At 42.6% G+C, this 24,463-nt stretch carries 25 protein-coding genes, 1 riboswitch and 1 other annotated feature; of the genes, 3 read left to right on the top strand and 22 right to left on the bottom strand.

Features of this window, described 5'->3' with window-relative positions:
- Positions 1-9: 9 nt before the first annotated feature.
- From ACFOZY_RS04700 to ACFOZY_RS04650, 11 genes are all read right to left on the bottom strand, one after another.
- Positions 10-804, bottom strand: coding sequence for an AAA family ATPase (locus ACFOZY_RS04700; protein WP_378152809.1), 795 nt, complete (start codon positions 802-804; stop codon positions 10-12).
- 12 nt (positions 805-816) lie between these two features.
- Positions 817-1,494 (bottom strand): Flp pilus assembly protein CpaB, encoded by a 678-nt coding sequence (cpaB, locus tag ACFOZY_RS04695; RefSeq protein ID WP_378152806.1) that lies wholly within the window; start codon positions 1,492-1,494, stop codon positions 817-819.
- The gene (locus tag ACFOZY_RS04690) at positions 1,495-2,394 is read right to left on the bottom strand and encodes a pilus assembly protein TadG-related protein (protein WP_378152803.1); all 900 of its coding nucleotides are present in this window, start codon (positions 2,392-2,394) and stop codon (positions 1,495-1,497) included. It abuts the gene before it with no gap.
- A gap of 12 nt (positions 2,395-2,406) precedes the next feature.
- A complete protein-coding gene (locus ACFOZY_RS04685; RefSeq protein WP_378152800.1) occupies positions 2,407-2,790 on the bottom strand; it encodes a TadE/TadG family type IV pilus assembly protein in 384 nt (127 codons plus the stop codon).
- Positions 2,787-3,305, bottom strand: a complete 519-nt coding sequence (locus ACFOZY_RS04680; protein ID WP_378152797.1) for an A24 family peptidase — start codon at positions 3,303-3,305, stop codon at positions 2,787-2,789. Before ACFOZY_RS04680 ends, ACFOZY_RS04685 begins: the two co-directional genes overlap by 4 nt.
- 32 nt (positions 3,306-3,337) lie before the next feature.
- Positions 3,338-3,517, bottom strand: a complete 180-nt coding sequence (locus ACFOZY_RS04675; protein WP_378152795.1) for a Flp family type IVb pilin — start codon at positions 3,515-3,517, stop codon at positions 3,338-3,340.
- A gap of 17 nt (positions 3,518-3,534) precedes the next feature.
- Positions 3,535-3,879, bottom strand: a complete 345-nt coding sequence (locus ACFOZY_RS04670) for a DUF192 domain-containing protein (RefSeq protein ID WP_378152793.1) — start codon at positions 3,877-3,879, stop codon at positions 3,535-3,537.
- A 145-nt stretch (positions 3,880-4,024) separates the two neighbouring features.
- A riboswitch (cyclic di-GMP riboswitch) is annotated at positions 4,025-4,110 on the bottom strand.
- Positions 4,111-4,375: 265 nt separating this feature from the next.
- Positions 4,376-6,790, bottom strand: a complete 2,415-nt coding sequence (leuS, locus tag ACFOZY_RS04665) for a leucine--tRNA ligase (RefSeq protein WP_378152791.1) — start codon at positions 6,788-6,790, stop codon at positions 4,376-4,378.
- A gap of 72 nt (positions 6,791-6,862) precedes the next feature.
- Positions 6,863-7,084: a binding site (T-box leader), on the bottom strand.
- Positions 7,085-7,448: 364 nt separating this feature from the next.
- On the bottom strand, positions 7,449-8,114 hold the full coding sequence (locus ACFOZY_RS04660) for a 3-oxoacid CoA-transferase subunit B (protein WP_378152789.1): 666 nt from the start codon (positions 8,112-8,114) through the stop codon (positions 7,449-7,451).
- Between the two features lie 19 nt (positions 8,115-8,133).
- Positions 8,134-8,826 carry a CoA transferase subunit A gene (locus ACFOZY_RS04655; RefSeq protein ID WP_378152787.1) on the bottom strand — a complete coding sequence of 231 codons (693 nt, stop codon included), beginning with the start codon at positions 8,824-8,826 and terminating at the stop codon, positions 8,134-8,136.
- A gap of 222 nt (positions 8,827-9,048) precedes the next feature.
- The gene (locus ACFOZY_RS04650) at positions 9,049-10,239 is read right to left on the bottom strand and encodes an MDR family MFS transporter (protein ID WP_378152785.1); all 1,191 of its coding nucleotides are present in this window, start codon (positions 10,237-10,239) and stop codon (positions 9,049-9,051) included.
- A gap of 147 nt (positions 10,240-10,386) precedes the next feature.
- On the opposite strand from ACFOZY_RS04650, the gene mnmL reads away from it, so the two are divergent.
- Together mnmL and mnmM are read left to right on the top strand one after the other, a co-directional pair.
- Entirely contained in the window at positions 10,387-11,349 is a 963-nt protein-coding gene (gene mnmL, locus ACFOZY_RS04645) for a tRNA modification radical SAM protein MnmL/YtqA (RefSeq protein WP_378152783.1), read from the top strand.
- Positions 11,346-11,909: a tRNA 5-(aminomethyl)-2-thiouridylate-methyltransferase MnmM gene (gene mnmM / locus ACFOZY_RS04640; protein WP_378152781.1), complete on the top strand. Its 564-nt coding sequence runs from the start codon at positions 11,346-11,348 to the stop codon at positions 11,907-11,909. Before mnmL ends, mnmM begins: the two co-directional genes overlap by 4 nt.
- A 41-nt stretch (positions 11,910-11,950) precedes the next feature.
- Here mnmM and ACFOZY_RS04635 read toward each other — a convergent pair whose 3' ends face one another.
- Both ACFOZY_RS04635 and ACFOZY_RS04630 read right to left on the bottom strand, forming a co-directional pair.
- Positions 11,951-12,670, bottom strand: a complete 720-nt coding sequence (locus ACFOZY_RS04635; protein ID WP_378152779.1) for an SDR family NAD(P)-dependent oxidoreductase — start codon at positions 12,668-12,670, stop codon at positions 11,951-11,953.
- Positions 12,671-12,743: 73 nt separating this feature from the next.
- Positions 12,744-13,487, bottom strand: a complete 744-nt coding sequence (locus ACFOZY_RS04630) for a YqcI/YcgG family protein (RefSeq protein ID WP_378152777.1) — start codon at positions 13,485-13,487, stop codon at positions 12,744-12,746.
- A 129-nt stretch (positions 13,488-13,616) separates the two neighbouring features.
- Between ACFOZY_RS04630 and ACFOZY_RS04625 the strand changes: the two genes are divergently transcribed.
- Complete coding sequence (locus ACFOZY_RS04625; protein ID WP_378152775.1) at positions 13,617-14,486, top strand: dimethylarginine dimethylaminohydrolase family protein; 870 nt, start codon at positions 13,617-13,619, stop codon at positions 14,484-14,486.
- A 383-nt stretch (positions 14,487-14,869) separates the two neighbouring features.
- On the opposite strand, the gene ACFOZY_RS04620 is transcribed toward ACFOZY_RS04625, so the two are convergent.
- The 9 genes from ACFOZY_RS04620 to ACFOZY_RS04580 form a co-directional block, all read right to left on the bottom strand.
- Positions 14,870-15,970, bottom strand: coding sequence for an ABC transporter ATP-binding protein (locus tag ACFOZY_RS04620; RefSeq protein ID WP_378152773.1), 1,101 nt, complete (start codon positions 15,968-15,970; stop codon positions 14,870-14,872).
- Positions 15,963-17,159, bottom strand: coding sequence for an N-acetylglucosamine-6-phosphate deacetylase (gene nagA, locus ACFOZY_RS04615; protein WP_378152771.1), 1,197 nt, complete (start codon positions 17,157-17,159; stop codon positions 15,963-15,965). Before nagA ends, ACFOZY_RS04620 begins: the two co-directional genes overlap by 8 nt.
- Positions 17,160-17,164: 5 nt before the next feature.
- Entirely contained in the window at positions 17,165-18,016 is an 852-nt protein-coding gene (locus tag ACFOZY_RS04610; protein ID WP_378152769.1) for a MurR/RpiR family transcriptional regulator, read from the bottom strand.
- A gap of 50 nt (positions 18,017-18,066) precedes the next feature.
- Positions 18,067-19,008: a GNAT family N-acetyltransferase gene (locus ACFOZY_RS04605; protein ID WP_378152767.1), complete on the bottom strand. Its 942-nt coding sequence runs from the start codon at positions 19,006-19,008 to the stop codon at positions 18,067-18,069.
- Between the two features lie 5 nt (positions 19,009-19,013).
- Entirely contained in the window at positions 19,014-19,928 is a 915-nt protein-coding gene (gene murQ, locus ACFOZY_RS04600) for an N-acetylmuramic acid 6-phosphate etherase (protein ID WP_378152765.1), read from the bottom strand.
- 12 nt (positions 19,929-19,940) lie between these two features.
- Positions 19,941-21,092: an exo-beta-N-acetylmuramidase NamZ family protein gene (locus ACFOZY_RS04595; RefSeq protein WP_378152763.1), complete on the bottom strand. Its 1,152-nt coding sequence runs from the start codon at positions 21,090-21,092 to the stop codon at positions 19,941-19,943.
- Positions 21,092-22,057 carry a carbohydrate ABC transporter permease gene (locus tag ACFOZY_RS04590; RefSeq protein WP_378152761.1) on the bottom strand — a complete coding sequence of 322 codons (966 nt, stop codon included), beginning with the start codon at positions 22,055-22,057 and terminating at the stop codon, positions 21,092-21,094. The genes ACFOZY_RS04595 and ACFOZY_RS04590 overlap by 1 nt, the downstream gene beginning before the upstream one ends.
- A gap of 15 nt (positions 22,058-22,072) precedes the next feature.
- Positions 22,073-23,053 (bottom strand): carbohydrate ABC transporter permease, encoded by a 981-nt coding sequence (locus ACFOZY_RS04585; protein ID WP_378152759.1) that lies wholly within the window; start codon positions 23,051-23,053, stop codon positions 22,073-22,075.
- Between the two features lie 61 nt (positions 23,054-23,114).
- Positions 23,115-24,446, bottom strand: a complete 1,332-nt coding sequence (locus ACFOZY_RS04580) for a sugar ABC transporter substrate-binding protein (protein ID WP_378152757.1) — start codon at positions 24,444-24,446, stop codon at positions 23,115-23,117.
- Positions 24,447-24,463 lie beyond the last annotated feature (17 nt).

Here is a 24,463-nt window from a genome sequence, read left to right as displayed (position 1 = left end):
CTCTACACCTCATTTTAATGATGGAAACCATCTTCTTTTAATAGACTGTTGCGGTTGATGTTCAGGAGATTTTGAAATGATGGTTTCTGCAAGTTTAAATAAATCCTTCGCAACATCTGAACTGCCTCTTCTACTCACAATCGGAATACCGATATTCAAGGACTGGCTCACTACTTTAAAGTTATTGGCGATATAAAAAACTTCCTCAGTACCCATCATGGCAGGAACATCCTCAGCCTTGATGAGACTTTCCATATTGTGCCGATTTAAAACCAGGCGCACTTTCCCTGTATAACCAAGCATATTGAATGTATCCAATAACTGCTTAGTATTTTTAAGAGATATCATATCGAGTGTTGTGATGACTAAAATTTCATCCGCTACATCCAAAAGTTCGATTGTCGAATCGTCAAAGGCATATCCACAATCGACTACAACAAAATCATTATGTTGCTGGAGCAGCTTGACCGTATTTAAGAACATCTCTTTCGTGATCAGCTCTGCAAATTCGGGACGATCAGGTGCGGGAAGTACTGAAATGCCGGATTCATGTTCATTTAAATAATTTGAAATGGTTGAACTGTCGATCCGAGCCATTTCCTCTGCAACTTCTTTCATCGTGATGGCAGAACGGAGATCCAATGCCACCGCGATATCCCCAAACTGCATTTTTCCATCTACCAATACAATTGATAAAAACTTTTTCTGCAGTGCTATGGCTAAATTCGTCGCAATCATCGTCTGGCCAACTCCGCCCTTTGCACTGACAACTGCAATCACTTTTCCTGTTTTTTGTTCCTCCATCTACAACACCACCTACTCACTAATAATCCGTGAATGCAAGGTCAAATGGAGAGAACCAGTTTCAAGGGCATTCACTAACTTGACCGCATCTTCCGGCTTCAATTCCAAAGTAACTGTCGCATATTCAACAACTTCTTCATTTTCAGTCGGAACAGTCATCCGTGTACCGATGGCCAATACCTTTACCCCTGTGAATAAAATATCGGAGTTGACTACTTCTTGTCCGCTTGACCCTTTGCGTAAAGTGTAAATAACATCCACTTCATCTTCAGGCTCGACCAAATTGGAAACGGATTGAACGATGTTCACACCAATTGAAACCCCACGGTAACCGTCCTTAATCTTCTTGGCAACCGAACTCTTCTCGTCCTCAACTGACTGGATATGATGTTTAAGGATTACTTCACCCGTCTCGATTTTCGTCGAAGCAACCTTACCGACTACCTCTTCTTTCGTTTGTAGAGAAGCGGTATGAACTATGTTGGCCGGAAGCTCTTTAACTTCGATCATGTCCTCTGTAATCAATTGATTTTCTGAAATCGGCTGTATTGCAGCAATTACGTTTTTCATTTCGATGACTTCCTGTGGTTCGTCATTTGGACGCAAAGAGAAAACGAACATTAGAGTCGTGATCAATCCCATTAAAATCGCTAATATAAACAATGTGCGCGAACGCATTCTTTTCTTCACCTACTCCACTAATTTCAGAGCATAAGCTCCTTTATCCACTGCCTGATCCATTTCAAAACCGTGGCTTACCCGCTTCATAAAAACACCCTTGACCGTTTTATCTTGAGAATTCATCGGCCCGGAAATATAAAAATGGGCAAATCCAGTAATTTCAACCTGCTTCAATTGATTTGTCGTGTAGTTATATGGTTTATAAACTGGAACGAGCAGGATCCTCGGACAATCCCGATCATTCATGTCACTACATGTGTTGACTAAATAATCGATGCCGGTTTTAGTAGGTCCTGCAATATTACCGGTTTGGGTATTCACGATATCTCCAACCTTCAATTCCCCATCGAAGCCATGCATAAGGTTTTGTTCGTATGTTTTTGCACCTGGCCCTTCAATTGCCAATATCCCGAAGAAACCTGTTGAGCTGCCTGTCTCATCTACCTTCAACGTGTATTCCTGTCCGTAGACCAACTCCATTGATTCGTTAATTCCAATCGGTGCCGCTCCATAACCTCTGCCGATGACACCAATCTTGGCAGTAGCTTTAGCAGGTACATCGATTGAATCGACTCCAAACAGGCTGGAGAAGAATAATTTGACTGGCTTATTCAGCTTTACAGTCACTTTTCGCTCAAGGATGATATCGACATTCTGGAGGGAACTCAGTTCTCCATGCTTGTCCACAATCTCCTTTGCCAAGTCTTCCACGACTTTCGGATCTTTTGTGGTAAGTTCTTGACCGGCAGAAAGGGCTGCGGCGTTCGCGACTTTTTGAAGGTGGGTTTTGTTCATATATAATTGACCGCCGTCTACGACAAGCCCTGCGAATGCAGTAAAGGCCAAAAATAAAAAGACGGATAGGAGAAGAATATTGCCGTCCTCATCTCTGATAAATCTTTTAAGCAACCATTTTCCCTCCTACTCGATCCGAATGGTCGAATCCACTTTTAAATCAATTGGCCCACTGACGGCAAGTTCCGCAAGCGGCATGACCGGTTCCAATGGATATGAAAATTTCACAGTCAATTGATCCCCCGGTCTTCTGACTGACTCCGATGGACTAATAGAAACCGAGAGTTCATTCGGATTTCCTGCAGTAAAATGAGCCTTTGCATAGGAAATCATGTCGATATCCGAGTGACCGAAACTGCCTTGTCTTACAGTTTCCTGAACTGTAAAGTGTAAATTCGTATATGTGTAGGCAACTCTGCCTAAATCAACGATGAATAACACCAACAATAAAAAAACCGGAATGACAAGCGCAAATTCGACTAAAGACTGACCTCGTTGGTCCTTAATCATAAGCTAATCACTCCGTTCGTGAGTAAACTGACAACTGCACCGAATGCTATTGCCACTCCATATGGTAAAGCTTCTTTGGAAGAGAATGACCGAATGAGATTCAGTTTCATTCCATAATTCATGAGGCTGCTGCGGTGAAGAAGAGTTAGCAGTTGTCCTGCCTTCAAAAGTCTCCAACCGATCAGTAGGACTGCTAAAGCTGCGCCAATCACAGCCATATATACTCCGGTTGTCAGGACAAACATCGGCCCTTTTATCGCGCCTACAACCGCCAGCAGTTTTACGTCCCCTGCCCCCATGCCTTTCATCAAGTATGGAATCAAGAGAAGCAGGAACCCGGCTACGAGTCCTAAAAGGGTACTGCCAAGTCCGCTCCATCCATCCATTACGGTATTCCAAATAACAGAAAGGAGGAGCACCGGCAGCAAGACTTTGTTATAAATCTTCCGTTCCCGGATATCCGTGACAAAACAGATGGCGAGAAGAATCAATAGTAACAAGTCGATTGATTGCATTGGGTGTCCTCCTTAAAGGCTAAATTAATTTATTATTGTGCAGCTTCTTTTGTAAATTGATCAATTACTGTTTGGAATTTCCCTTTAATAGTATCACCGAATGTTACAAGCAATGCTACAACTCCAACAGCGATTACTCCAAGTACTAATGCGTATTCAGCCATACCTTGTCCTTCTTGTTCGTTTAAGAAATCTGCAAAGAATTTTTTCATAATATGTTAATCTCCCTTTATTGTTGTATTTTTATAGTTTGTCCTACTGTAATTCCCAAATCCAAAATCCGACCTACTTCCAACTCAATGACGGAGTGCACATTTTTGAATCGTTTTCCGATTTTCCCTGGCTCGAGTGACTGTTCCAGTCCGACGACTTTCATCTCTTTATCTACATAAATGATGTCGATCGGAAATTTCATGAAAAACGTATGAACCGATGTGCAAGGTTTTATATGGACACCTGACTGTGGCTGCATCCGTTTATCGAACATGAGGCCTTTCAGACGTTTCGTGAATGAGTAAGCCGGCTTTAAGTTCTCAACGATGGTCACCCCTGTGTCTTCGTCCAACACCTTCATACATTCACCTCCACAAAAAAATGAACCCCGCCATTTGCCGAAAGCGAGGTTCATTCATTGGAAGTTTCTATCTTCATTGCAGGCCAAGTTTAGGGCACCACAAATAAGCGAAGACCGTCAACAACCAATTACTTTACCTGAATCTTTCGGCAGCTGGCTGACATCGTGCTTCGCACGGAAGTCCCTATAGCTTTGCGTCCTTGGCTTTCGCCAAGTTTGCCATTTATCGAGATTGGTAATATATTCCGTTCCCAAATCTCTAATAGCTATAATACAACCATTATTTAGCAAAATAAATAGGTATATTGTCTTATTTTGGAATTTAATTCAAAATAAGATGTTGGTTTACAACCAAACAACTGAAGTGTACAACCAAATCCAAAAAGTGTACAACCAAATCCAAAAAGCCTACAACCAAACGCATTAAATCTACAACTAAATCTTCAAAAGAAAAAACACCGAGCTTTTGCAAGCACGGTGTTCCTTCATATATAAATTAATTCGCTACGATATTTACCAATTTACCTGGAATCGCAATGACTTTACGTATTTCTTTGCCATCAGTCCATTCCTGAATGGTGGCATCAGCAAGTGCAGCTTTTTCCAGTTCTTCTTTCGTTACATCCTTCGCCACGACAATCTTCGAGCGGACTTTTCCGTTCACTTGAATTGCCATTTCGATTTCATTGTCGACCAGTTTACTTTCGTCAAATGTTGGCCACGCCTCATACGTAATCGTTTCCGTATGGCCAAGTTTCTCCCAAAGTTCTTCAGCAACGTGGCGGACAATTGGAGACATCATCTTCACGAAGCCTTCTGCATATTCCTTAGGAATTGCATCTACTTTATAGGCATCGTTGATGAACACCATCATTTGTGAAATTGCCGTATTGTAATGCATGTTTGCATAGTCTTCGGATACTTTCTTGACTGTTTGGTTGTATACACGATCCAATTTGCCATCGTTCGTGTCTACAATTTTCTTACTTAATGACCCATCTTCATTCACGAATAGGCGCCAGATCCGGTCAAGGAAGCGACGAGCTCCGTCCAGCCCATTTGTAGACCAAGCTTTTGAAGCATCAAGTGGTCCCATGAACATTTCATATAGTCGAAGAGCGTCCGCACCGTGAGTTTTCACGATATCATCTGGGTTTACTACATTCCCTTTTGATTTGGACATCTTTTCATTGTTTTCACCTAAGATCATGCCTTGGTTGAACAATTTTTGGAATGGTTCTTTCGTTGGAACAACACCCAAATCGTAAAGAACTTTGTGCCAGAAACGAGCATATAACAAGTGAAGTACCGCATGCTCCGCTCCACCAACGTAGATATCAACCGGCAACCAGCGTTTCGCCAACTCAGGATCAACTAATTGCTGATCATTGTTTGGATCGATATAGCGCAAGTAGTACCAGCAGCTCCCCGCCCATTGTGGCATCGTATTTGTTTCGCGGCGTCCTTTCTTACCAGTTACCGGATCCACGACATTTACCCACTCTTCAATATTTGCAAGCGGAGATTCACCTGTACCACTCGGCTTGATGTCTGTTGTTTTAGGAAGCATCAATGGAAGCTCTGATTCGTCGACAGCCGTCATTGTCCCGTCTTCCCAATGGATGATTGGAATCGGCTCACCCCAGTAGCGCTGTCTGGAGAAAAGCCAGTCACGTAAACGGTAAGTAATCTTCTTCTCGCCTTTTCCATTTTCCTCTAACCATTCGATCGCTTTTTTGATTCCCTCTTCTTTTCCTAATCCATTCAAGAAACCGGAGTTTACGTGTTCGCCGTCGCCTGTGAATGCTTCTTTTTCGATGTCTCCACCTGCAACGACTTCAACGATTGGCAAACCGAATTTTTTCGCAAATTCATAGTCACGCTCGTCATGTGCTGGAACTGCCATGATGGCACCTGTGCCGTAAGTGGATAGTACGTAATCCGCAATCCAGATCGGCATTTTTTCGCCGCTAACCGGGTTAATGGCATAAGCACCTGTGAATACACCTGTTTTATCTTTTGCAAGATCTGTACGCTCAAGATCACTTTTCATTTTCACTTCGTCCAAGTAAGCTGCTACCGCTTCTTTTTGTTCAAACGTAGTGATCTTATTAACCAAGTCATGTTCTGGTGCCAACACTGCATACGTTGCACCGAATAATGTATCAGGGCGTGTTGTAAATGCTTCAAATGAAAGATTCGAACCTTCAATGTCAAATGTGATTTGTGCACCTTCCGAACGGCCGATCCAGTTGCGTTGCATTTCCTTCAAGCTATCCGGCCAATCCAAATCATCCAAATCTTCAAGAAGACGATCTGCATATTCAGTAATCCGAAGTACCCATTGTCTCATCGGACGGCGTTCAACCGGGTGTCCTCCACGTTCGGATTTCCCATCGATCACTTCTTCATTTGCAAGGACTGTTCCAAGTGCAGGGCACCAGTTAACAGGCACTTCATCTACATAAGCCAAACCGCGCTTATACAGTTGGATGAAAATCCATTGGGTCCACTTGTAATAAGAAGGATCCGTTGTATTGATTTCGCGGTCCCAGTCATAAGAGAAGCCCAAATCATTCATTTGACGCTTGAACGTTTCGATGTTCTTCGCCGTGAATTCTGCAGGGTCATTTCCAGTATCTAAAGCGTACTGTTCAGCAGGAAGACCAAATGCATCCCAGCCCATTGGGTGAAGAACATTATAACCTTGCATGCGTTTGAATGAGCTTAAGATGTCAGTTGCGATGTAACCGATCGGGTGTCCAACGTGAAGACCGACGCCGGATGGATACGGGAACATGTCGAGTGCATAAAATTTCGGTTTCGATGGCTCATCTACCGTTTTAAATGTTTTGTTTTCCTTCCAGTATTGCTGCCATTTCTTTTCGATTCGTTGATGATGAAATGCCATTGTTTTTCCTCCTCAAAAATAATCCTGGTTGCAGTGAGTGAAAATAAAAAAACTCCCGCCCCTATTTGTAAAAATAGGGACGAGAGGATGTTGTAATCTCCCGCGGTACCACCCAAATTGACGGCATAGCCGCCCAACTCGATTCATTCCTTAACGCGGAAAACGGCACCGGCTACTAATCATTCACCACTGCAGACTCCAAGGCGAGTTCAATGAATTGCTCCACTGGCTTTCACCAACCGCCAGCTCTCTACAGAAGCCCCTACATTTACTACTCCTCTTCTTCGTCAATGCTATTGTGTCTCATTTTAGCGGAACAATTCTGAATTGACAAGTGGCAATTGCCCAATTAAAAAATCGCCGTACGAGACGGCGACATTTTTTGTTAAACTCCTAATCCTAAACTAAATAGGAGCATCGAAATGATTACTCCTATGACTGGCACTACTGTTGTAGCGGCAACTGCCCAGTATGCTTCCTTGTGACTTTCACCACATACGGACTGAAGATGGCATTCCGCTTGTCACCGAAATCAGTTATGCCGAAATTTGTCCGACAAATAAGATATTGGCCCCTTGCATAATCAGGAAAATCAGCAGAGCTAACCCTGCAATTAGCCCGCTCATGCTTAACAAGGACAACCTCTTTGTGAATGCAATTAACCTAAATTAACGTTTTCTTTCACGTTTTTCACAATCAGTTCCGCCTCTGTTGAATCAATGATGTCCTGTACAGTGAATCCTTCGAACACTTCTTTAAGTTCAAGACCATCAGCTGTTACTTCAATTAAGGCCCGTTCAGTGATGATTTTGTTGACTACGCCTTTTCCGGTAAGTGGAAGACTACACTCTTTCTTGATCTTCGCTGAGCCGTCTTTAGCAACATGATCCATAATGACAATCGTTTTCTTAGCACCATGTACAAGGTCCATTGCTCCGCCCATACCTTTAATCATCTTCCCTGGAATCATCCAGTTGGCAAGATCACCCTTCTCTGAAACTTCCATACCACCTAAGATGGCTACATCAATATGACCACCACGAATCATGGCGAAGGATTCAGCACTGGTAAAGAAGGCTGAACCTGGAATGGTTGTAACGGTTTCCTTCCCAGCATTAATTAGATCCGGGTCTACCTGATCTTCGGTTGGATAAGGTCCAATTCCAAGCAATCCGTTTTCAGATTGAAGAACGACTGTTTTATTTTCTGAAATGAAGTTTGCAACCAAAGTCGGCATACCGATTCCGAGGTTTACGTAGTTTCCGTCTTCAATCTCCTGCTCGGCACGCTTTGCAATACGTTCTCTTATATTTAAGTTTCCCATTTTCGTTCAGACCCCTTTCTTAAGAAGTTCTCGTCGTTAGACGTTCAATCCGTTTTTCTTGTTTCGCAACCAATAGCCCTTGTACATAAATACTCGGTGTATGAATCGTGTTCGGATCAAGATCTCCAGCTTCTACGAGTTCTTCCACTTCAGCAATAGTAACTGCACCAGCTGCAGCCATCATCGGATTGAAGTTTTGAGCAGTCTTGTTGTAGATCAAGTTTCCGAACTTGTCGGCCTTAGCAGCACGGATCAAAGCGAAATCAGCATGCAATGCCTCTTCCAACACATATTCCTTGCCATGGAACGTACGAATTTCTTTGCCTTCAGCAATGCTTGTCCCAACACCAGCTGGTGTGTAGAATGCCGGAATACCAGCACCGCCAGCACGAATTTTCTCAGCAAGTGTACCTTGTGGCGTCAATTCAACTTCGATTTCACCTGCAAGTACTTGACGTTCGAATTCCTTATTCTCTCCAACATATGAAGCAATGATTTTTTTAATTTGTCGTTTTTTCAAAAGAAGCCCTAAGCCCCATTCATCAACTCCACAATTGTTGGAGATAACAGTCAAATCTTTAACTCCTTTTTCGACAAGTGCTAAAATCAATTGTTCCGGTATTCCTACCAGCCCAAATCCACCGACCATCAATGTTGCTCCATCATGAATATTTCCCACCGCTTCAGCCGCAGACGAATAAATAGGCTTCATGTTGTAACCCCCTATGTATTATTATTATTCAGTATCTCACCTTAGAAATAAAGCGCTATCATTTTTTATTATATCTCTTTATATCTAAAATGAAAATCTGCTAGTCTACCCTTATATTCTCAGATTAAATTATTCTGTGCAATAGAAATAAACAATTGTGATATACGAAAAAACACGGAGACATTGATTGTCCCCGCATCTTTTGGATAGTGTAAAATAATTTTATTTTGTATTAGCCTGCTGTTCATTAGTTATATTTTTTAACGGTTTATCGTAAAGTAAACTCGTAATAATTGAGAATGAGGCTAAAATGGTCAAGATTAGGAACATCATTTTCATTCCGTACTCATCGACGAGTACTCCACCAATGAATGGGCCGATCATTCTGCCAATGGTTGCTGCACTGTTGACAATCCCTTGATAGAAGCCTTCACGGCCTTTTGGTGCCAGCTGACTTGCAAGAGCAGGTACTGCGGGCCAAACAAACATTTCTCCGATCGTCAAGATGACCATAGCTACTACGAACATCGAGAATTGTTCAGCGTACGCAACAACTACAAAGGAGATGATTAATATTACAGTGCCAAGTAAAATTTGGCCTTTTAAGTGGTGTTCCATTCGTTTGACAATTGGTCTGATCAATGGCTGTCCCGCGACTATTAGGATCCCGTTAAGCGTCCACAAGGAGCTATACTGTGTCAACGTAATTCCAAGATCCAGCGTATAAGCTGAAATTGTTGTCGTCCATTGAGAATAGACCAACCATAACAAGATGTATCCAATGCTAACAATTAGCAATGCATAAAACGGAGCTTTATTCTTAATCCGTTTTCCTTCATTAATAACTGTGGTGTGCTGCTCAGGAGCAATCATCAAATTCTTATAACCGAACAAGGCCAGAAGAAAGAAAAAGATGTACATGATTAAATTGGCTAAAAAGATATAATCGAAACTTATATCCGCTACAACACCAGCTAAAGCTGGTCCAATGGCAACTCCGACATTCTGCGAAAGATAGATGGCGTTAAAAGCTTTACGACCTCCTTCTGGCCATGCAGTTCCGACCATCGCATACATACTCGGGAAGACAATTCCTCCACTGAATCCTAAAAGAGTCAAAAACCATATGTAATGTGGCCAGCCATGGAAGAAAACGAGGCCTGTAAGAGCCAACAGGGAGATGATAATACCGGTAAGGATAGATTTATAACCACCGATTTTATCGAATAATACTCCGCCCAGCATATTTCCAATAACTCCTGCACCTGAATTGGCCATCAACACTAGTCCAGCTACTGCCAGCGATTTTCCTAATTCATCATGCATGTAGATCGTGTTTAACGGCCAAAGGAATGAGTTCCCGACCGTGTTAATAAGCATACCAATAATTAAAAGCCATACACTTTTCGGCATGTTCTGTTCCTCCGATACGTAATCCTCGAATAAGTGTATTTCTTTTTCTTATGAAGAACAAGAATACAACTTGATGTTGGAACTTTCAGTTAACTGTAGTGAACTCACAAAAACATGCTACAATCTGTTTTAATAGGAGTGAAAACAATGACAGAATACATATATCCATTCCCTTCTGACGGAAAACGTTACTATACATGGAACCGGCATTTGCGGGACCATTTCGGCTCTAAGGTGTTCAAGGTATCTTTGGATGCTGGATTCGATTGTCCGAATCGGGACGGAACAGTTGCCTACGGGGGCTGTACGTTTTGCAGCGTGGCCGGGTCAGGTGATTTTGCGGGGAAAAAAATAGATCCGATTGACGTTCAATTCGAGGACATCAAACAGAAAATGCATCGAAAATGGAAAGATGGAAAGTATTTGGCCTACTTCCAAGCCTATACGAATACGCATGCCCCTCTTCCGGTTTTAAAAGAGAAATTCGAAACAGCCCTTCAGCAAGAAGGGGTTGTGGGTCTTTCCATTGCAACGCGCCCCGACTGCCTTCCGGATGATGTTGTGGAGTATTTGGCAGAACTGAATGAACGGACATATTTGTGGGTGGAGTTAGGTTTGCAGACAGTCCATGAAAAAACAGCGAAGCTCATTAACCGTGCTCATGACTATCAGACGTATATTGAAGGTGTAGAGAAACTACGTCGACATGGTATACGTGTTTGTTCACATATCATTAACGGCCTCCCTTTAGAGGATAGAGAGATGATGATGGAGACAGCGCGTGAAGTTGCAAAACTTGATGTCCAAGGAATTAAGATCCATCTTCTGCACTTACTAAAAGGCACCCCTATGGTCAAGCAATATGAAAAAGGTCTGCTGCAATTTTTAAATCGGGACGAATATATACAGCTCGTCGTGGATCAGCTCGAAATCTTGCCTCCCCAAATGATCATCCACCGGATAACTGGGGATGGACCGATTAATCTCATGATTGGTCCGATGTGGAGTTCGAATAAGTGGGACGTTTTAAATGGAATCGATGCGGAATTAGTACGAAGGAATAGCTGGCAAGGTAAGTATTCCTCCCCTGTAGAGGTGAACCCGTTATGACTTTAAAACGAGTTCTCCCATTTGCAAAAGACCTTCTAAAAGAAGTTGTTCAAGAGGGGGATACTGCGATTGATGCCACTGCCGGAAACGGCCATGATACTTTTTTCTTGGTTCAACTTGTTGGTGAAACTGGACATGTCTTCGCATTCGATGTACAAGAAGATGCTTTAACTAAAACAGCTGAACGTTTAGGGAATAACCGTGACCGTGCAACCTTAATACATGATGGACATGAACACGTGTTAAAGTATGTAAGTCGTGAGATTAGTGCAGCGATTTTCAACTTAGGCTATTTGCCAGGCAGCGATCATTCTGTCGTGACAAAGGGCGAAACGACCATCACGGCCATACAGGGGATCTTGGACCGATTGAAGATTGGAGGGTTAATCGTGCTTGTCGTCTATCATGGTCATGAAGGCGGAAAAGAGGAACGTGATGACATCATGGATTATGTATCGACACTTCCCCAATCACAAGTCGATGTCATGAAGTATGAATTCCTGAATCAGAAAAACAGCCCCCCGTTCATCATTGCCATTGAAAAAAAGAAAGAAATGTGAAGAAAGCAGCCGTTCCTTTATCACTAAGGAACGGCTGCTCTTTATAGATTGCGGAGATCTAAAATTGTTTCATCGAATTGATGCATCTTCTTCATAAAGGAAATTAATTCCGTTGCTGTTTCACTTGGAGAACTAAGTTGTTCATTCTCTTTATACGATTTGAATCGGTCTAACAGCGGGAAGTCCTCTTCTTTTGACGAACGAATCTTTTCTTGCATCCCTGTGTCAATGATTCCTGGTGCGATTGAGACGATCTGGACAGGAAACTTAGCTGTTTTCTGTTCCAAAGCTACTACTCTTGAAAAATGATCCACTCCGGCTTTCGTCGTACAATAACTGCTCCAGCCCTCATACGGTTTTCGTCCTGCTCCAGAAGAAATATTAATGATTTGCTTTTTCGCATTCACGTCTTTTAGATGATGAATGAAATAATTGCTTAAAATCATTGTGGCCGTTAAATTTACTGCGACACTTTTGGTTATTTCAGTGTGTTCCACTTCTCCTGCCAGTCCAATCGGTTCAATCATCCCTGCATTATTGATCAATGTATAACTGGATGCATCAGGAAGCAGATTGAAGATTTCTTCTGCAGCTGCATTAATTTGGGATGGATCACTTAAATCACATTGGATCGAATGAACACCGTCTTTCATAATCCCTGATCGGGAAAGGCCGATAACGAAATGGTTTTCTGCCGTTAATTGTTCTACTAATTCTTTACCGATGCCCTTAGAGGCTCCAGTCACGATATAGGCTTCCATTTAATTTCCCCTCCTGTTGCTATTCAAATTCTACTCGAGGGTATCCAACTGTTCAACTAACGAGTGATCATTCTCAAACGGATTTATGCGAGAATGGACATTTTCCGGTAATCGGTATGCAATCATCCCCGATGAAGAACTGTTTCCATTCTAAATGGTCTGGATCGCCGTAATGGCCGATATCGGGATGTTTCGGCAATTGATCCCAAACTGCTACGCGTTCACGAACCTTTTCCCGAGACATGATTCCTCCCTTTTCGGTGCCTTCTAGTCCTTTAAAGATCTTCCTTGGTTGGAATCCAATCACCATGGCATTTCCTAAATCGCGGGTCTTTCTCTTTTTATAGGCAGGTGCGTTACCAAAAGCAAAGATCGGTTCACCGTAAAAACGGAAATCCCATAAATAATGTTCCGGATCTTTCGGACAATCTTCTGGCCATTCAATGGGATCCTCCTCATGTAAATACTGCAATATATTCCAAAACTGTTCTCGGTATTGTTCAAGCTGTCCTTCTTGTTCAAAAGGCTCAACAAAGACGAATAACCCATGCCGTTTATGTTTTGGGTCCTTAAACAATTCGAGAAAACTGATTAATGCCTTCGGTAAATTGGACCAATCATCCTGAGTAACGTAAGCGTACCGAAGTTCTCCTTTCAACTGCCCGCCCATTCCAAAATAGCAGGGAAACGTTTTATCGGTCACCGTACGGACAAACGTCTCATATTCCCGCTTCAGCCACAGCGGCAAATCCTTCCTCGTTTCCATTTCTTCCTTTGTCAATAGTCCATGATTTACTTTCTGTTCTTTTGCAAACAAATACTCCGCCTCCTTTATATGTATATGTATATGTATATAAAATTACCCTCCGATCATTTTTCACAAACTGTTTTCAGAGCTGTTCAAAAGGGAATAGTAAATGAGAGAACATTAATCGGAGGCTATAGGATGAGGGCAATTAAAGAAGTGAAACAACAGATCGTTTGTCATACAGAATATGAGGCGCTGGAGAAAGTAATCGTATGCCAGCCGAAATACATGGAAATTACAGAAGTGATTAATGAAGTTCAGGAAGAATATGCAGAAGAAAATATTAACCGGCTAAAAGCGATGGAGCAGCATAAGGCATTTACAGATGCTTTGGCAGAAAATGGAGTCACAGTTTATATGCTGCCACCTGCAAAGACGAAACCGGAGCAGGTTTTCACGCGTGATATCGGCTTCACAATTGGACACACGCTTTACATTTCGGAAATGGCAAGCGATATCCGTCAAGGGGAAGAAGAAGTGTTAACAAAGTGGTTATCGAAAAATAGCATGCCGCATAAAAGACTATTTAGTAAGGAAATTGAAGGTGGAGACGTAATAATCGATGGCAAACGAGTATTTGTCGGTTTAAGCAGCCGGACAAATGAAGATACAGTTAAAAGTTTAAAAAAATTGTTGCCTAACTATGAAGTCATCCCCATTGAGTTTGATCAAAAATACCTTCATCTGGACTGCGTGTTTAATATTCTTTCTCCTGAAGATGCTCTAATTTTCCCAGAAGCTCTCCAAAAAGAAACGGTTCACATGTTGAAAGGTATGTATAAGACGATTGAAGTAAATGCCGAAGAACAATTTACTATGGGAACAAACGTCCTTTCAATCGGACATAAAAAAGTATTTAGCTTACCGGTCAATAAAGAAGTGAACCAGAACTTGAGAGAACGGGGCTATACAGTTATCGAAGTGGACTTATCCGAAATTATAAAATCCGGCGGCTCATTCCGTTGCTGCACATTACCTATTAAACGAACCGAAATCATAAAGGATTGAATACCATAAATCATTGTTAATAAAGTTTTTTGCAATGTAAAAAGCGGCTGCTCGATAGGAGATCAGCTGCTTTTTTATATTTACTCTAACAACGCGATTTTTATATGGGCTTAGTGAAGCTCTTCATGCCAAACCAATTTCGCAACTTCGTTAGCAACTGTTATTTTACAGTTGGATTAATGTGTATTTATTACTGCTTTTATAGAAAATTCTATACGAATGCACATCATTAATTACAGTAAACTCCCTTTTCACTTGACCTTCTAAACATATGGTATTGAAGAACAATTAATTCAAAGAAAATTTTTCGGCAAAAGTAAAGGGAACCCGCAATGGATTCCCTTTTAAACTATTTATATTGTAGGTTGGTTGATGTTTTTTTATTACAGTTTGATCCGGTCTTCTGTCACTGCATCAAAGAAATGTACCTTTTCCATATCGACTGCTAATTTCACTTGATCCGAAGGCTGGATTCTTGTCTCAGCATCAATTCTTGCAATGAAATCATACCCTTCTAAGCTGGAATACAAATATGTTTCAGCCCCCATTAATTCCACAACTTCGATGGAAGCTTCGAACGTAGCCCCCTCATTAGAGGAGATATCTTCCGGGTTCGTATAAATACTTTCAGGACGAACGCCTAAAATAATTTCCTTGCCCATATATCCATTTTCACGGAGCTGTTCTTTCTGGTTTGTTGGCACCGCAATAACAGTCGTTCCCGTAACAAATCCTTCTTCTGTCAGCTTTCCGCGGAAGAAGTTCATCGCTGGCGAACCAATGAAGCCCCCCACAAACACATTATTCGGGTAATCGTATACGTCCTTTGGAGTACCGACCTGCTGAATGAGACCATCTTTCATGACTACAAGGCGAGTTGCCATCGTCATTGCTTCTGTCTGGTCATGTGTTACGTAAACTGTAGTCGTTTGTAAACGGCGATGAAGCTTTTGAATTTCCGCACGCATTTGCACACGAAGTTTTGCGTCCAAATTCGATAAAGGCTCATCCATTAGGAATACTTTCGCATCTCGCACAATCGCCCGTCCTAAGGCGACACGTTGACGCTGACCGCCTGATAACGCTTTTGGTTTCCGTTTCAAGTACTCTTCAAGTCCTAAAATCTTCGCAGCACTAATAACCCGCTCTTTAATTTCGCTTTTAGGAACTTTCCTCATTTGGAGGCTAAAAGCCATATTTTCATAGACTGTTTTATGAGGATACAAAGCATAGTTTTGGAAGACCATGGCAATATCCCGGTTTTTCGGTGCGATATCATTCATTTTATTACCATCGATTTCAAGAACGCCGTCTGAGATTTCCTCAAGACCTGCAATCATACGTAAAGTAGTTGTTTTTCCACATCCGGAAGGCCCTACAAATACGATGAACTCTTTATCTTGGATATGAAGATTAAAATCTCTTACTGCTATAACACCTTTATCGTATTCCTTCGTTAAGTTGACTAATTTTAATTCAGCCATTCGGATTCCCCTCCTGTCCATATGTAAGCTTTTCATTTATATAACCGATAGCACCTTTACAAAATGTGCATAAGACCTCAAGATCTTCTGTCACTAACACTAAATCTGCATCTTTGCCTCGAGAAATACTTCCTTTTCTGCTGTATAGCCCAAGACGTTTTGCTGCATTTTGTGAGCTGATGAGCTGTAGTTGATGCCAAGTAAGACCCGCAACTTCCTTCATCAATTTCACACCATCATTCATTTTCAATACACTGCCAGCAAGTGTACCGTCTGCTAAGACCGCCTTCCCGTCTGCAACGGTTACCGGCTGTCCACCAAGCGAGTACACCCCATCTGGTAGCCCTTTCGCACGCATCGAATCCGTAATTAGGATTAAGCGATCCATTCCGATAAACTTTGACATCATCTTCAGCATTTCAACAGAAATATGAATACCATCCGCTATCACTTCACACGTAAAGCGTTCATCCATGAAACCTGCACCGACTACACCAATCTCCCGGTGATGGATTCCGGTCATGGCATTGGTAAAGTGTGTCAAATGTGTGATGCCTTTGTCCCCTGATTCTAACATCTGGGAGAATGTAGCCTTTGTATGTCCGGCAGATAAGATTACGCCCGACTCATGTAATTTACTTGTAACACTAAGCCCACTATCCCGTTCAGGTGCAAGTGTCACTATTTTTAAGTCTGTTAGGGATTCACCGAACCAGTTCATTAACAATTCTAAAGACGGTTCGACTATGAACTCCTTCGGTTGTGCCCCTGCCTGCTCCGGATGAATGAAGGGCCCTTCCAAATGGAAACCGAGCATTTCTGCACTGCCTTCCATTGGACCTTTGATGTATTCCCTGTTCACATAAATAGCCTGATGAATTGCCTCTGGAGACTGTGTGATGGTGGTCGCAAGAAAGGAAGTTGTTCCTTCCGAAGGCAGATACTTTGCAATCTTAGCAGCTGCTTCTACCGAACCGTCCATGAAATCGGCACCATCCGCACCGTGAATATGAATGTCAATGAATCCTGGCAATAAGGTGTTGCCATTACCATTAAAGCGTTCACACTCGATACCACTTTTCCCTTCGATGACTTCTATAATTCTGCCATTAGAGATGAGTATTTCTCCTTGAATCATTCGGCCGTCTTCCAGACAGACCGAAACATTTTCAATGATGAAATGTTCCATTGAGTTCACTTCCTCTTCTTGCGGAACGTTTGGCTTTGAATTTCTTCAATGGCTTCACGTGTCGCATCCAAGTATTGAACGGTTGTATCATACTGTCTCGAGGCAGCGGACATGAACAGAATGTCCATTACATGCAGTTGCGCGAGACGCGACGAGGTCGCACCGCTTCGGAAATTCGCTTCACGAGCTGGTGATGTATGAAGGTGAATTTGTGCAAGTTCTGATATTGGGGTTTGCCCATATTTCGTTAAACTAATCGTAACCGCACCTTTTTCATTAGCCATTTCGATAATTTTCTCTACCTCGAATGTCGCACCCGAGAAGGAAATACCGAAGACGACATCATCCTTGCCCGCATTTGCAACGATTGTCGCACCCATATGAAGATCAGTACTTGCCGTTGCATGTTTGTTTATACGGAGCAGTTTTTGTTGGGCATCGATCGCTGAGATACCCGAAGCTCCCACACCGAAGAAATGGACATTCTTCGCCTTTACAATGGCATCCACTGCAGCTTCCAATTGTTCGGAATCCAGAAGTTCAGCTGTTTCCATTAAAGATTTCACCGCTAAATCCGTCACTTTTTGAATGGTCATCGATACGGGCTCATTCGGCTTAATGTCGCGGTTAGTCAGCTCCACTTTCCTGCCGAGATCTCCGATAATTCTCAGCTTCAGTTCTTGAAAGCCTTTAAGCTTTAAAGATTTACAGAGCCTCGTAACGGCTGCTCCGCTTGTCTGACTTTGGTCACCCAACTCAGAAACGGTCATGGTAACCACCTTTTCTGGGTTCGCTAAAATATATTCTGCAATTTTCTGTTCTGATGGCGGCAGCTGACCACGCATCTCGTTCAGCAAAATAAGGCCTCCGCTCGATATTGCCATACAATCAACCCTTTACTTACAATTTATAATTCCTTCAACATAACATGGAATGTCCTGAAAGTCTTGAATCCATTCTTCAAGTACAAATGTCCCGCAGAACTCTTTTCACTCGTCCAAAGAAACCAGGCTCCATGTAGTGTCTTCGCTCTCATACTTTGCAGCGTTTCATGAAGAAGGATTTTCCCTAAACCTTTTCCTTGTTCAGTTGGATCGACTCCAAAAGGGCCGAAGCGCTCACGAATTCCTTCGTAACCACCGTAAAGTGCAAATCCAACAACCGTTTCATTTCGTTTCGCTACAAGAATTTGTGAAGGGTTCAACCCCTGAAGCACGCCTTCCCGAATCGCTCTCCCCCAGTCCGGATTGAAAACTTCATTGGCGAAATGAATTAACTCGTAGAAATCTCCGTCCTTCACTTGGCCAAATGTATAGCCTTCTGTTTCTCGAATACGTTTAAGCTCGTTTACTTCAACAGGATAAACGTAATCAGTAAGTGCCCGGTGCATGGCGACAGGAGAGTACAATTTTCGGAAACCTGATGCTTTCAAGAACTCAAATCCCGATGGATACCGGTCCTCGTCAATTCCAGGAACAAAATAATTGGGAGCATAAGAAGAAAAGAAAACCTTCTCTGCCCCTTTGCTTTTTGCATAGTGGCAAGCTCTTTCCATTAATCCTTTTCCCACACCTGATCGTTGAAAATTAGGTTTGACAAAGAAAAATGAAATCCATGCTGTATCCTCTTCAAGTTCCGTTTTGTACATGGGTAGTTTCCGAGTGATTGAAAGAATCGCACCAATAACTTCCCCATTTTCCTCTGCAACGATTAAACCTTGAGGATCGAAATTCGCGTCCAGCATTACTTGTCTGCAAAAGCGTTCTGAAGTGATCGGATCATGTGTAAGTACTTCGTTCCAACATTCTACGATCTTCTTTTCATCTCCGGATTTAAATGTGCGGTACATCAGGCTCACCCTTTCTTCGCAGAAGCCATTTTCACTGCAGCATTTACAAATCCATTGGATTGATCGATGAGTTGCTCAGCTTCCATCCGATCTGATTTCGTTAAAATCATCACGATCGCAAGTTTCACATTGAAGTCGGTTTTTATTAAAACGTCTTCCGCCTCTTCATAAGAAACATCCGTCACAGCACAAACAATCTTCTTCGCACGCTCACGCAGCTTAAAATTACTTGCATTCAAATCGATCATAAAATTGCTATACACTTTTCCGTTTTTCACCATTGATGCGGTCGAAATCATGTTTAAAATCATTTTATGTGCGGTCGCTGCACGAAGCCTTGTCGAGCCTGTGAGAATCTCAGGACCAGTAACAACTTCAATTTTAATGTCAGCTACTTCGCCGATTTCTGAATCTGCATTGCTGGAGAGGCTTACTGTAACTGCCCCACAGCCACCTGCATATTGCAGTGCACCAATTACGTAAGGAGTTCGGCCGCTGGCAGCAATTCCAATCACAACATCATGAGAGGAAACTCCCAATTTCTGAAGATCGTTTGCACCCAATTCCGGGTCGTCTTCAGCTCCCTCTACCGCATGGAACATTGCACCTTCGCCCCCAGCAAGCAAAGCTTGAACTTGTTCAGGAGGTGTGCTGAAAGTCGGAGGACATTCTACGGCATCTAATACGCCAATCCGTCCGCTCGTCCCCGCACCAATATAGATTAGTCTTCCACCACTTTGAAAGGCTTTCACTACTTTTTCCACTACCTCACCGATTTGAGGAATTACTTCCCGGACAGCAAGAGCAACAGTTTGATCTTCTTCATTCATGACATTTAATATTTCAGCAATGGACATTTCATCCAGCCTAACAGTTTTGCGGTTGCTTTCCTCAGTTGTCAAAAGTGATAAGTTCTCCATCTTTCCGCCTTCCTATCTATAAAGTAAATATGAGGTACGACCATTAAGGAACTGGACGCTCCCCTTTCTGCAGTCTTCCAAATAATCCCTATCGGTACAACCGGTCAATGAGTGCCTCAGCACTTCGTTACCAGCCAATAAGTCGAACATTGGATGCCTTAGCTTCTCGTATTCCAAAAAAGTGATCCGATCCCCATATAGCCGAAATACAGTTCGAAGAATATGCACAAAAGCTTCTACCGGCTTAACTGCCATCCGATCAGTAACATGCAACTGGATTCCTTCACATACTTCATCCTTAAATTTGGAATAAGTAGGCTTAAAGGATGTTTCTCGTGCATGGAGACCAGGTAATTTCAAGGAATTCACTGCATCCTGCAGAATGCTGCCGTCAATGAACGGTGCTCCGAAGATTTCAAACGGCTGAACAGTTCCACGCCCTTCTGATAGATTTGTTCCCTCCAATAGACAAGTTCCGGGATATAAGAGCATCATATCCAAGCTTGTAGTATTCGGTGATGGAGGAATCCATGGCAGACCCGTATGAGGAAGAAGCATGTTCCTATTCCAGCCTTCCATTTTCACGACCTTTAGTTGACAACCAATCTGGTCATTAAATAAGAGAGCCAATTCTCCAACCGTCATCCCATGCCGGGAGGGCAACGGGTAGAGCCCAACAAATGACGTATAATCCTGTTCAACTAAATTACCTTCTACCTCAGTGCCCCCTATGGGATTTGGCCGATCTAACACAACCATTTCTTTTTGATATTCAGCACAGGCTTCCATCATATAAAGCATGGAGTAGATGTATGTGTAATACCTTGCCCCGATATCTTGTAGATCGAAAATCACAATATCTACCGTTTCGAGCATTTCCTTTGTTGGCTTCTTTGTATTTCCGTATAGGCTAAAAACCGGTATATTCGTTTCTGCATGAACGGTATCCGAAAATTTCTCACCTTCCCTGGCAACTGTTTTAATGCCATGTTCTGGTGCAAATAAGGCACAAAGGTTAATACCCGGTTCCCGATGGAAAAGGCGAATCGTTGAAGTTAGCTTTGAATCTGCACCCGTTTGGTTCGTAAGCAATCCTACCCTTTTTCCGGCCACAAATGATGGATCCTCCATGAATACATCAATGCCAAGTCTTACTTTTGGCATTACTCCTTCACTCCGCCGAGCGTCAGTCCTTTGATGAAGTAACGTTGGAACAGGATGAAAACGATAATCATAGGAATAGCCGTAATTGCTGCACCACTCATAAGTAGTTTAAAGCTTGCCAAGTTTGCATCCTGCAACGTCTTCAAACCTACTGGCAATGTGTAAAGGCTTGCATCGTTCAAGACGATGATCGGCCATAGGAACGAGTTCCACACGTTCATGAATGTAAAGATTCCAAGTGCAGCCAATCCTGGTTTTGCAAGTGGCAAAACAACGGTCCAGAACGTTTTCCATTCACTGGCACCATCCATTTTGGCTGCCTCAAGCAATTCGTCTGGAATTGAGTACATGAATTGTCTCATTAAGAAAACACCGAAAACCATCGCCAAGTCGGGAAGAATCAGTGCCCAGTGTGTATCCATCAAGTCAAGGTTCCCCACCATGATGAACATCGGAACTAATGTTACCTGCCCCGGAATCATCATCGTTGAAATGATAATCCAGAATATAATATCTCTTCCCGGGAATTTCTTTTTCGCCAGAACATATCCGGCCATCGAGTCAAAGAGCAATATACCGATCGTTACGACAACAGCAATATAGAAACTATTGAAGAACCAGTTACCGATATCATGTTTTGTAAATAGGGCTTTAAAACTGGCAAATGAATCATCCACAATGGTATCCATCATGCCCCGATGATATTGTTCCTGCTCGGTATCTCCTGCTTTCGCCGCTTCTCTTGCTTCAGACCAATGTTCAAAATAGAGCGGAATCCCCATCGGATACAATTTTGGAGGATTCGCATTTACGTACGATACCGGCTTCTCCATATCCTGTGATTGATAGCTGCTCAATTGAAGGGAAGTTGAAAATACCCAATAGAGCGGAAGGAGCGATACGATGGCAAATATGATTAGCAAACCATAGGTGATTGTTTTATTTAATCTGTTCATGTTTTTCATCTGAAACCCCTCCGTTCAATCATCATGCCGAAGCACTCGGTACTGGACAATCGAGAAGAATAGGATGATGGCAAATAGAACTACCGATTGGGCTGCTGCCAATCCATATTCAAAATCCCTGAATCCGGTCTTATAGATGAGATGCACTAATGTTTCTGTAGCATATCCAGGTCCCCCGCCTGTCATCATGATGATTTGGGTGAACACTTGGAACGAACCGATTGTACTTAGGAGAGCTAAATACAAAGTTGTCGGTTTCAATAATGGAATCGTAATATGGATCCACTGCTTAAAGCCGTTCGCTCCATCAATTTTCGCAGCCTCGTAAAGAGATTGGGAGATGGAACCCATAGAAGCGAGATACATAATAATTCCTGCACCGAATGGAATTAGACATTGCATGATGATCAATGCCCATAATGCAGTTGAAGATTGGCCTAACCAGTTGACTTGTTCGAAACCGAACCAGCCTAAAATGTAGTTGAATAGGCCGAAGTCATAGTTGTACATCCAGCGCCAAACCATTGCGATAATGACCATTGAGGTTACTGTCGGCAAGTAAAACGCCGAACGGAAAAAGCTTTGTGAAAGCTTTCCTAAGCCGAAAATCATCGAAGCAATAACTAATGCACTGATCACTGAAAAAGGAACAGTTACGACAGTAAAGAGGGCGGTATTCTTCATAGCGACCCAGAACGCTTCACTTTTAAAGACCTTCATATAATTAGCTAATCCTACAAATTCACTGCCTGCTAATACGTAATACTCCTGGAACGATAACACGAACGCCCATACAACTGGAAATGCGATGAACAAAGAGAATAAGATGAGTTTTGGAAGAAGGAATAGGTATGCGCTATAATTCTTCTTCATTTCACCCCAGAGCGTCCGCTTTCTTTTTGGTTTCTTTTCAAATTCCCCTGCCGAGGTTTTATTCAGCTCCACCTCTGGTTCTAATTCAGCAGGAGGAGCCGGATTTACCGGAATTTGTGTCATGGTGGTTGCACCTCCTAAAACTGAAGCAGGCTTGCGGTGTGCAGAGCCTGCTTCAACATGGTTATTTTAAAAGTTCATCAACTTGTTTCTTGGCGTCAGCCATAGCATCTTTTGCTGTTTTCTCGCCATTGAATACTAACTGAAGCTGAGCTTGGATTGCTTCGTCAATCTTCTTCCATTCAGGATGGCGAGGAAGCATGACTACTTGATCGGACATTTCCATTGCACGGGTCATTTCCGGATTATCCTTGAATGGATCCTTCTCGGAAGCACTAATGCGTGCAGGGAAAATACCATAATTTTGTGCCATGACGAACTGTTCGTCTGTCGATGAAATAAACTTCATGAAGTCAGCGACAGCTGCTTTTTTGTTTGCATCCTCTTGGTGGAACATGATCCAGCCGCCGACACCGCCGATTGTTTTTGCATTATCGTCACCACTTGGATATTCAGCTACTGCAAAGTTTGTTGGGAATTTACCTTGTGCTGCACCAATCGCCCATGTTGCCCATGGCTCCATTGCAACTGTACGCTGCTCTTCGTTTGCCCACGCTTGGAATGTACCACCTACATCAGCTCCTCCTAAAGTTTCAGGAGCCACTTGGTGTTCCAATTTCAAATCAGCAAGATCTTGGATAGCTTGAACGACCTTTGGATCATCCATTGTGAATTCAGTCATATCTTCATTCAATGGAGAACCGCCATTTTTGAAGAAGAATGGCCAAGACTCATAATAACCAGCTAAGACATAAGTGGAGAATCCGTAAACGTCTGTTTTTCCATCGCCATCACGGTCAAATGTCAATTTTTCAGCAGCATCTAAGAACTCATCATAAGACCACTTTCCGTTTTCAGGAGGAGTTACGCCTCTCTCTTCGAACAGGTCAAGATTTAAAAGCATTGTGTGTAGAGTGATAGAGTTCGGAATTCCGTATAACTTTCCATCATACGTGTATGCATCCAATGCGTTATCATAAAAGTCTTTTTTGTCATCTTTCGAAAGGAATGAATCCAGCGGTTCAACTACACCCTGCTTAATGTGCTCGATACTAACGGAACTTCCGCTAATGTCTACAGGTGCAATATCCGGCCATTTCTTACCGCCGATTGCTACACCAAGCTTGTCACCCATTTCTGCCCAAGGAACTTGAACTAATTCAACTTTAACGCCTTCGTGCTCTGCTTGATATTCAGCAATCTTTTCTTCCAGCCAGTGATACTTGTTGTCATCTTTATCCGGCCATCTTGGTCCATCCCAAATTGTGATTGTTCCTTTGAAATCCTCTGCATTTCCTGCTTTCTCACCGCTGCCGCCTGAACAAGCAGCCAGCATGGATGCTGTCAAACCGAGTGAAGCGACGAGTAAAGCTGATTTTTTCCACATGTTCTTCATTGAAATCCCCCTAGATT

The sequence above is a fragment of the Chungangia koreensis genome (assembly GCF_042651785.1).
Classification (GTDB): Bacteria; Bacillota; Bacilli; order Bacillales_A; family Planococcaceae; genus Chungangia; species Chungangia koreensis.
Note: the sequence above shows the minus strand (reverse complement) of the source record. Positions and strands in the feature narration are given on the sequence as shown.

What these genes read in the sequence shown, in the direction of transcription:
- ACFOZY_RS04590 (WP_378152761.1), bottom strand. Translation starts at nt 22,057, where the DNA reads ATGAAAAACATGAACAGATTAAATAAAACAATCACCTATGGTTTGCTA.
- leuS (WP_378152791.1), bottom strand. Translation starts at nt 6,790, where the DNA reads ATGGCATTTCATCATCAACGAATCGAAAAGAAATGGCAGCAATACTGG.
- ACFOZY_RS04585 (WP_378152759.1), bottom strand. Translation starts at nt 23,053, where the DNA reads ATGACACAAATTCCGGTAAATCCGGCTCCTCCTGCTGAATTAGAACCA.
- ACFOZY_RS04675 (WP_378152795.1), bottom strand. Translation starts at nt 3,517, where the DNA reads ATGAAAAAATTCTTTGCAGATTTCTTAAACGAACAAGAAGGACAAGGT.
- ACFOZY_RS04700 (WP_378152809.1), bottom strand. Translation starts at nt 804, where the DNA reads ATGGAGGAACAAAAAACAGGAAAAGTGATTGCAGTTGTCAGTGCAAAG.
- ACFOZY_RS04595 (WP_378152763.1), bottom strand. Translation starts at nt 21,092, where the DNA reads ATGCCAAAAGTAAGACTTGGCATTGATGTATTCATGGAGGATCCATCA.
- ACFOZY_RS04650 (WP_378152785.1), bottom strand. Translation starts at nt 10,239, where the DNA reads ATGCCGAAAAGTGTATGGCTTTTAATTATTGGTATGCTTATTAACACG.
- ACFOZY_RS04660 (WP_378152789.1), bottom strand. Translation starts at nt 8,114, where the DNA reads ATGGGAAACTTAAATATAAGAGAACGTATTGCAAAGCGTGCCGAGCAG.
- ACFOZY_RS04620 (WP_378152773.1), bottom strand. Translation starts at nt 15,970, where the DNA reads ATGGCTGAATTAAAATTAGTCAACTTAACGAAGGAATACGATAAAGGT.
- ACFOZY_RS04635 (WP_378152779.1), bottom strand. Translation starts at nt 12,670, where the DNA reads ATGGAAGCCTATATCGTGACTGGAGCCTCTAAGGGCATCGGTAAAGAA.
- ACFOZY_RS04655 (WP_378152787.1), bottom strand. Translation starts at nt 8,826, where the DNA reads ATGAAGCCTATTTATTCGTCTGCGGCTGAAGCGGTGGGAAATATTCAT.
- murQ (WP_378152765.1), bottom strand. Translation starts at nt 19,928, where the DNA reads ATGGAGAACTTATCACTTTTGACAACTGAGGAAAGCAACCGCAAAACT.
- nagA (WP_378152771.1), bottom strand. Translation starts at nt 17,159, where the DNA reads ATGGAACATTTCATCATTGAAAATGTTTCGGTCTGTCTGGAAGACGGC.
- mnmL (WP_378152783.1), top strand. Translation starts at nt 10,387, where the DNA reads ATGACAGAATACATATATCCATTCCCTTCTGACGGAAAACGTTACTAT.
- ACFOZY_RS04605 (WP_378152767.1), bottom strand. Translation starts at nt 19,008, where the DNA reads ATGTACCGCACATTTAAATCCGGAGATGAAAAGAAGATCGTAGAATGT.
- mnmM (WP_378152781.1), top strand. Translation starts at nt 11,346, where the DNA reads ATGACTTTAAAACGAGTTCTCCCATTTGCAAAAGACCTTCTAAAAGAA.
- ACFOZY_RS04680 (WP_378152797.1), bottom strand. Translation starts at nt 3,305, where the DNA reads ATGCAATCAATCGACTTGTTACTATTGATTCTTCTCGCCATCTGTTTT.
- ACFOZY_RS04625 (WP_378152775.1), top strand. Translation starts at nt 13,617, where the DNA reads ATGAGGGCAATTAAAGAAGTGAAACAACAGATCGTTTGTCATACAGAA.
- ACFOZY_RS04670 (WP_378152793.1), bottom strand. Translation starts at nt 3,879, where the DNA reads ATGAAGGTGTTGGACGAAGACACAGGGGTGACCATCGTTGAGAACTTA.
- ACFOZY_RS04580 (WP_378152757.1), bottom strand. Translation starts at nt 24,446, where the DNA reads ATGAAGAACATGTGGAAAAAATCAGCTTTACTCGTCGCTTCACTCGGT.
- ACFOZY_RS04685 (WP_378152800.1), bottom strand. Translation starts at nt 2,790, where the DNA reads ATGATTAAGGACCAACGAGGTCAGTCTTTAGTCGAATTTGCGCTTGTC.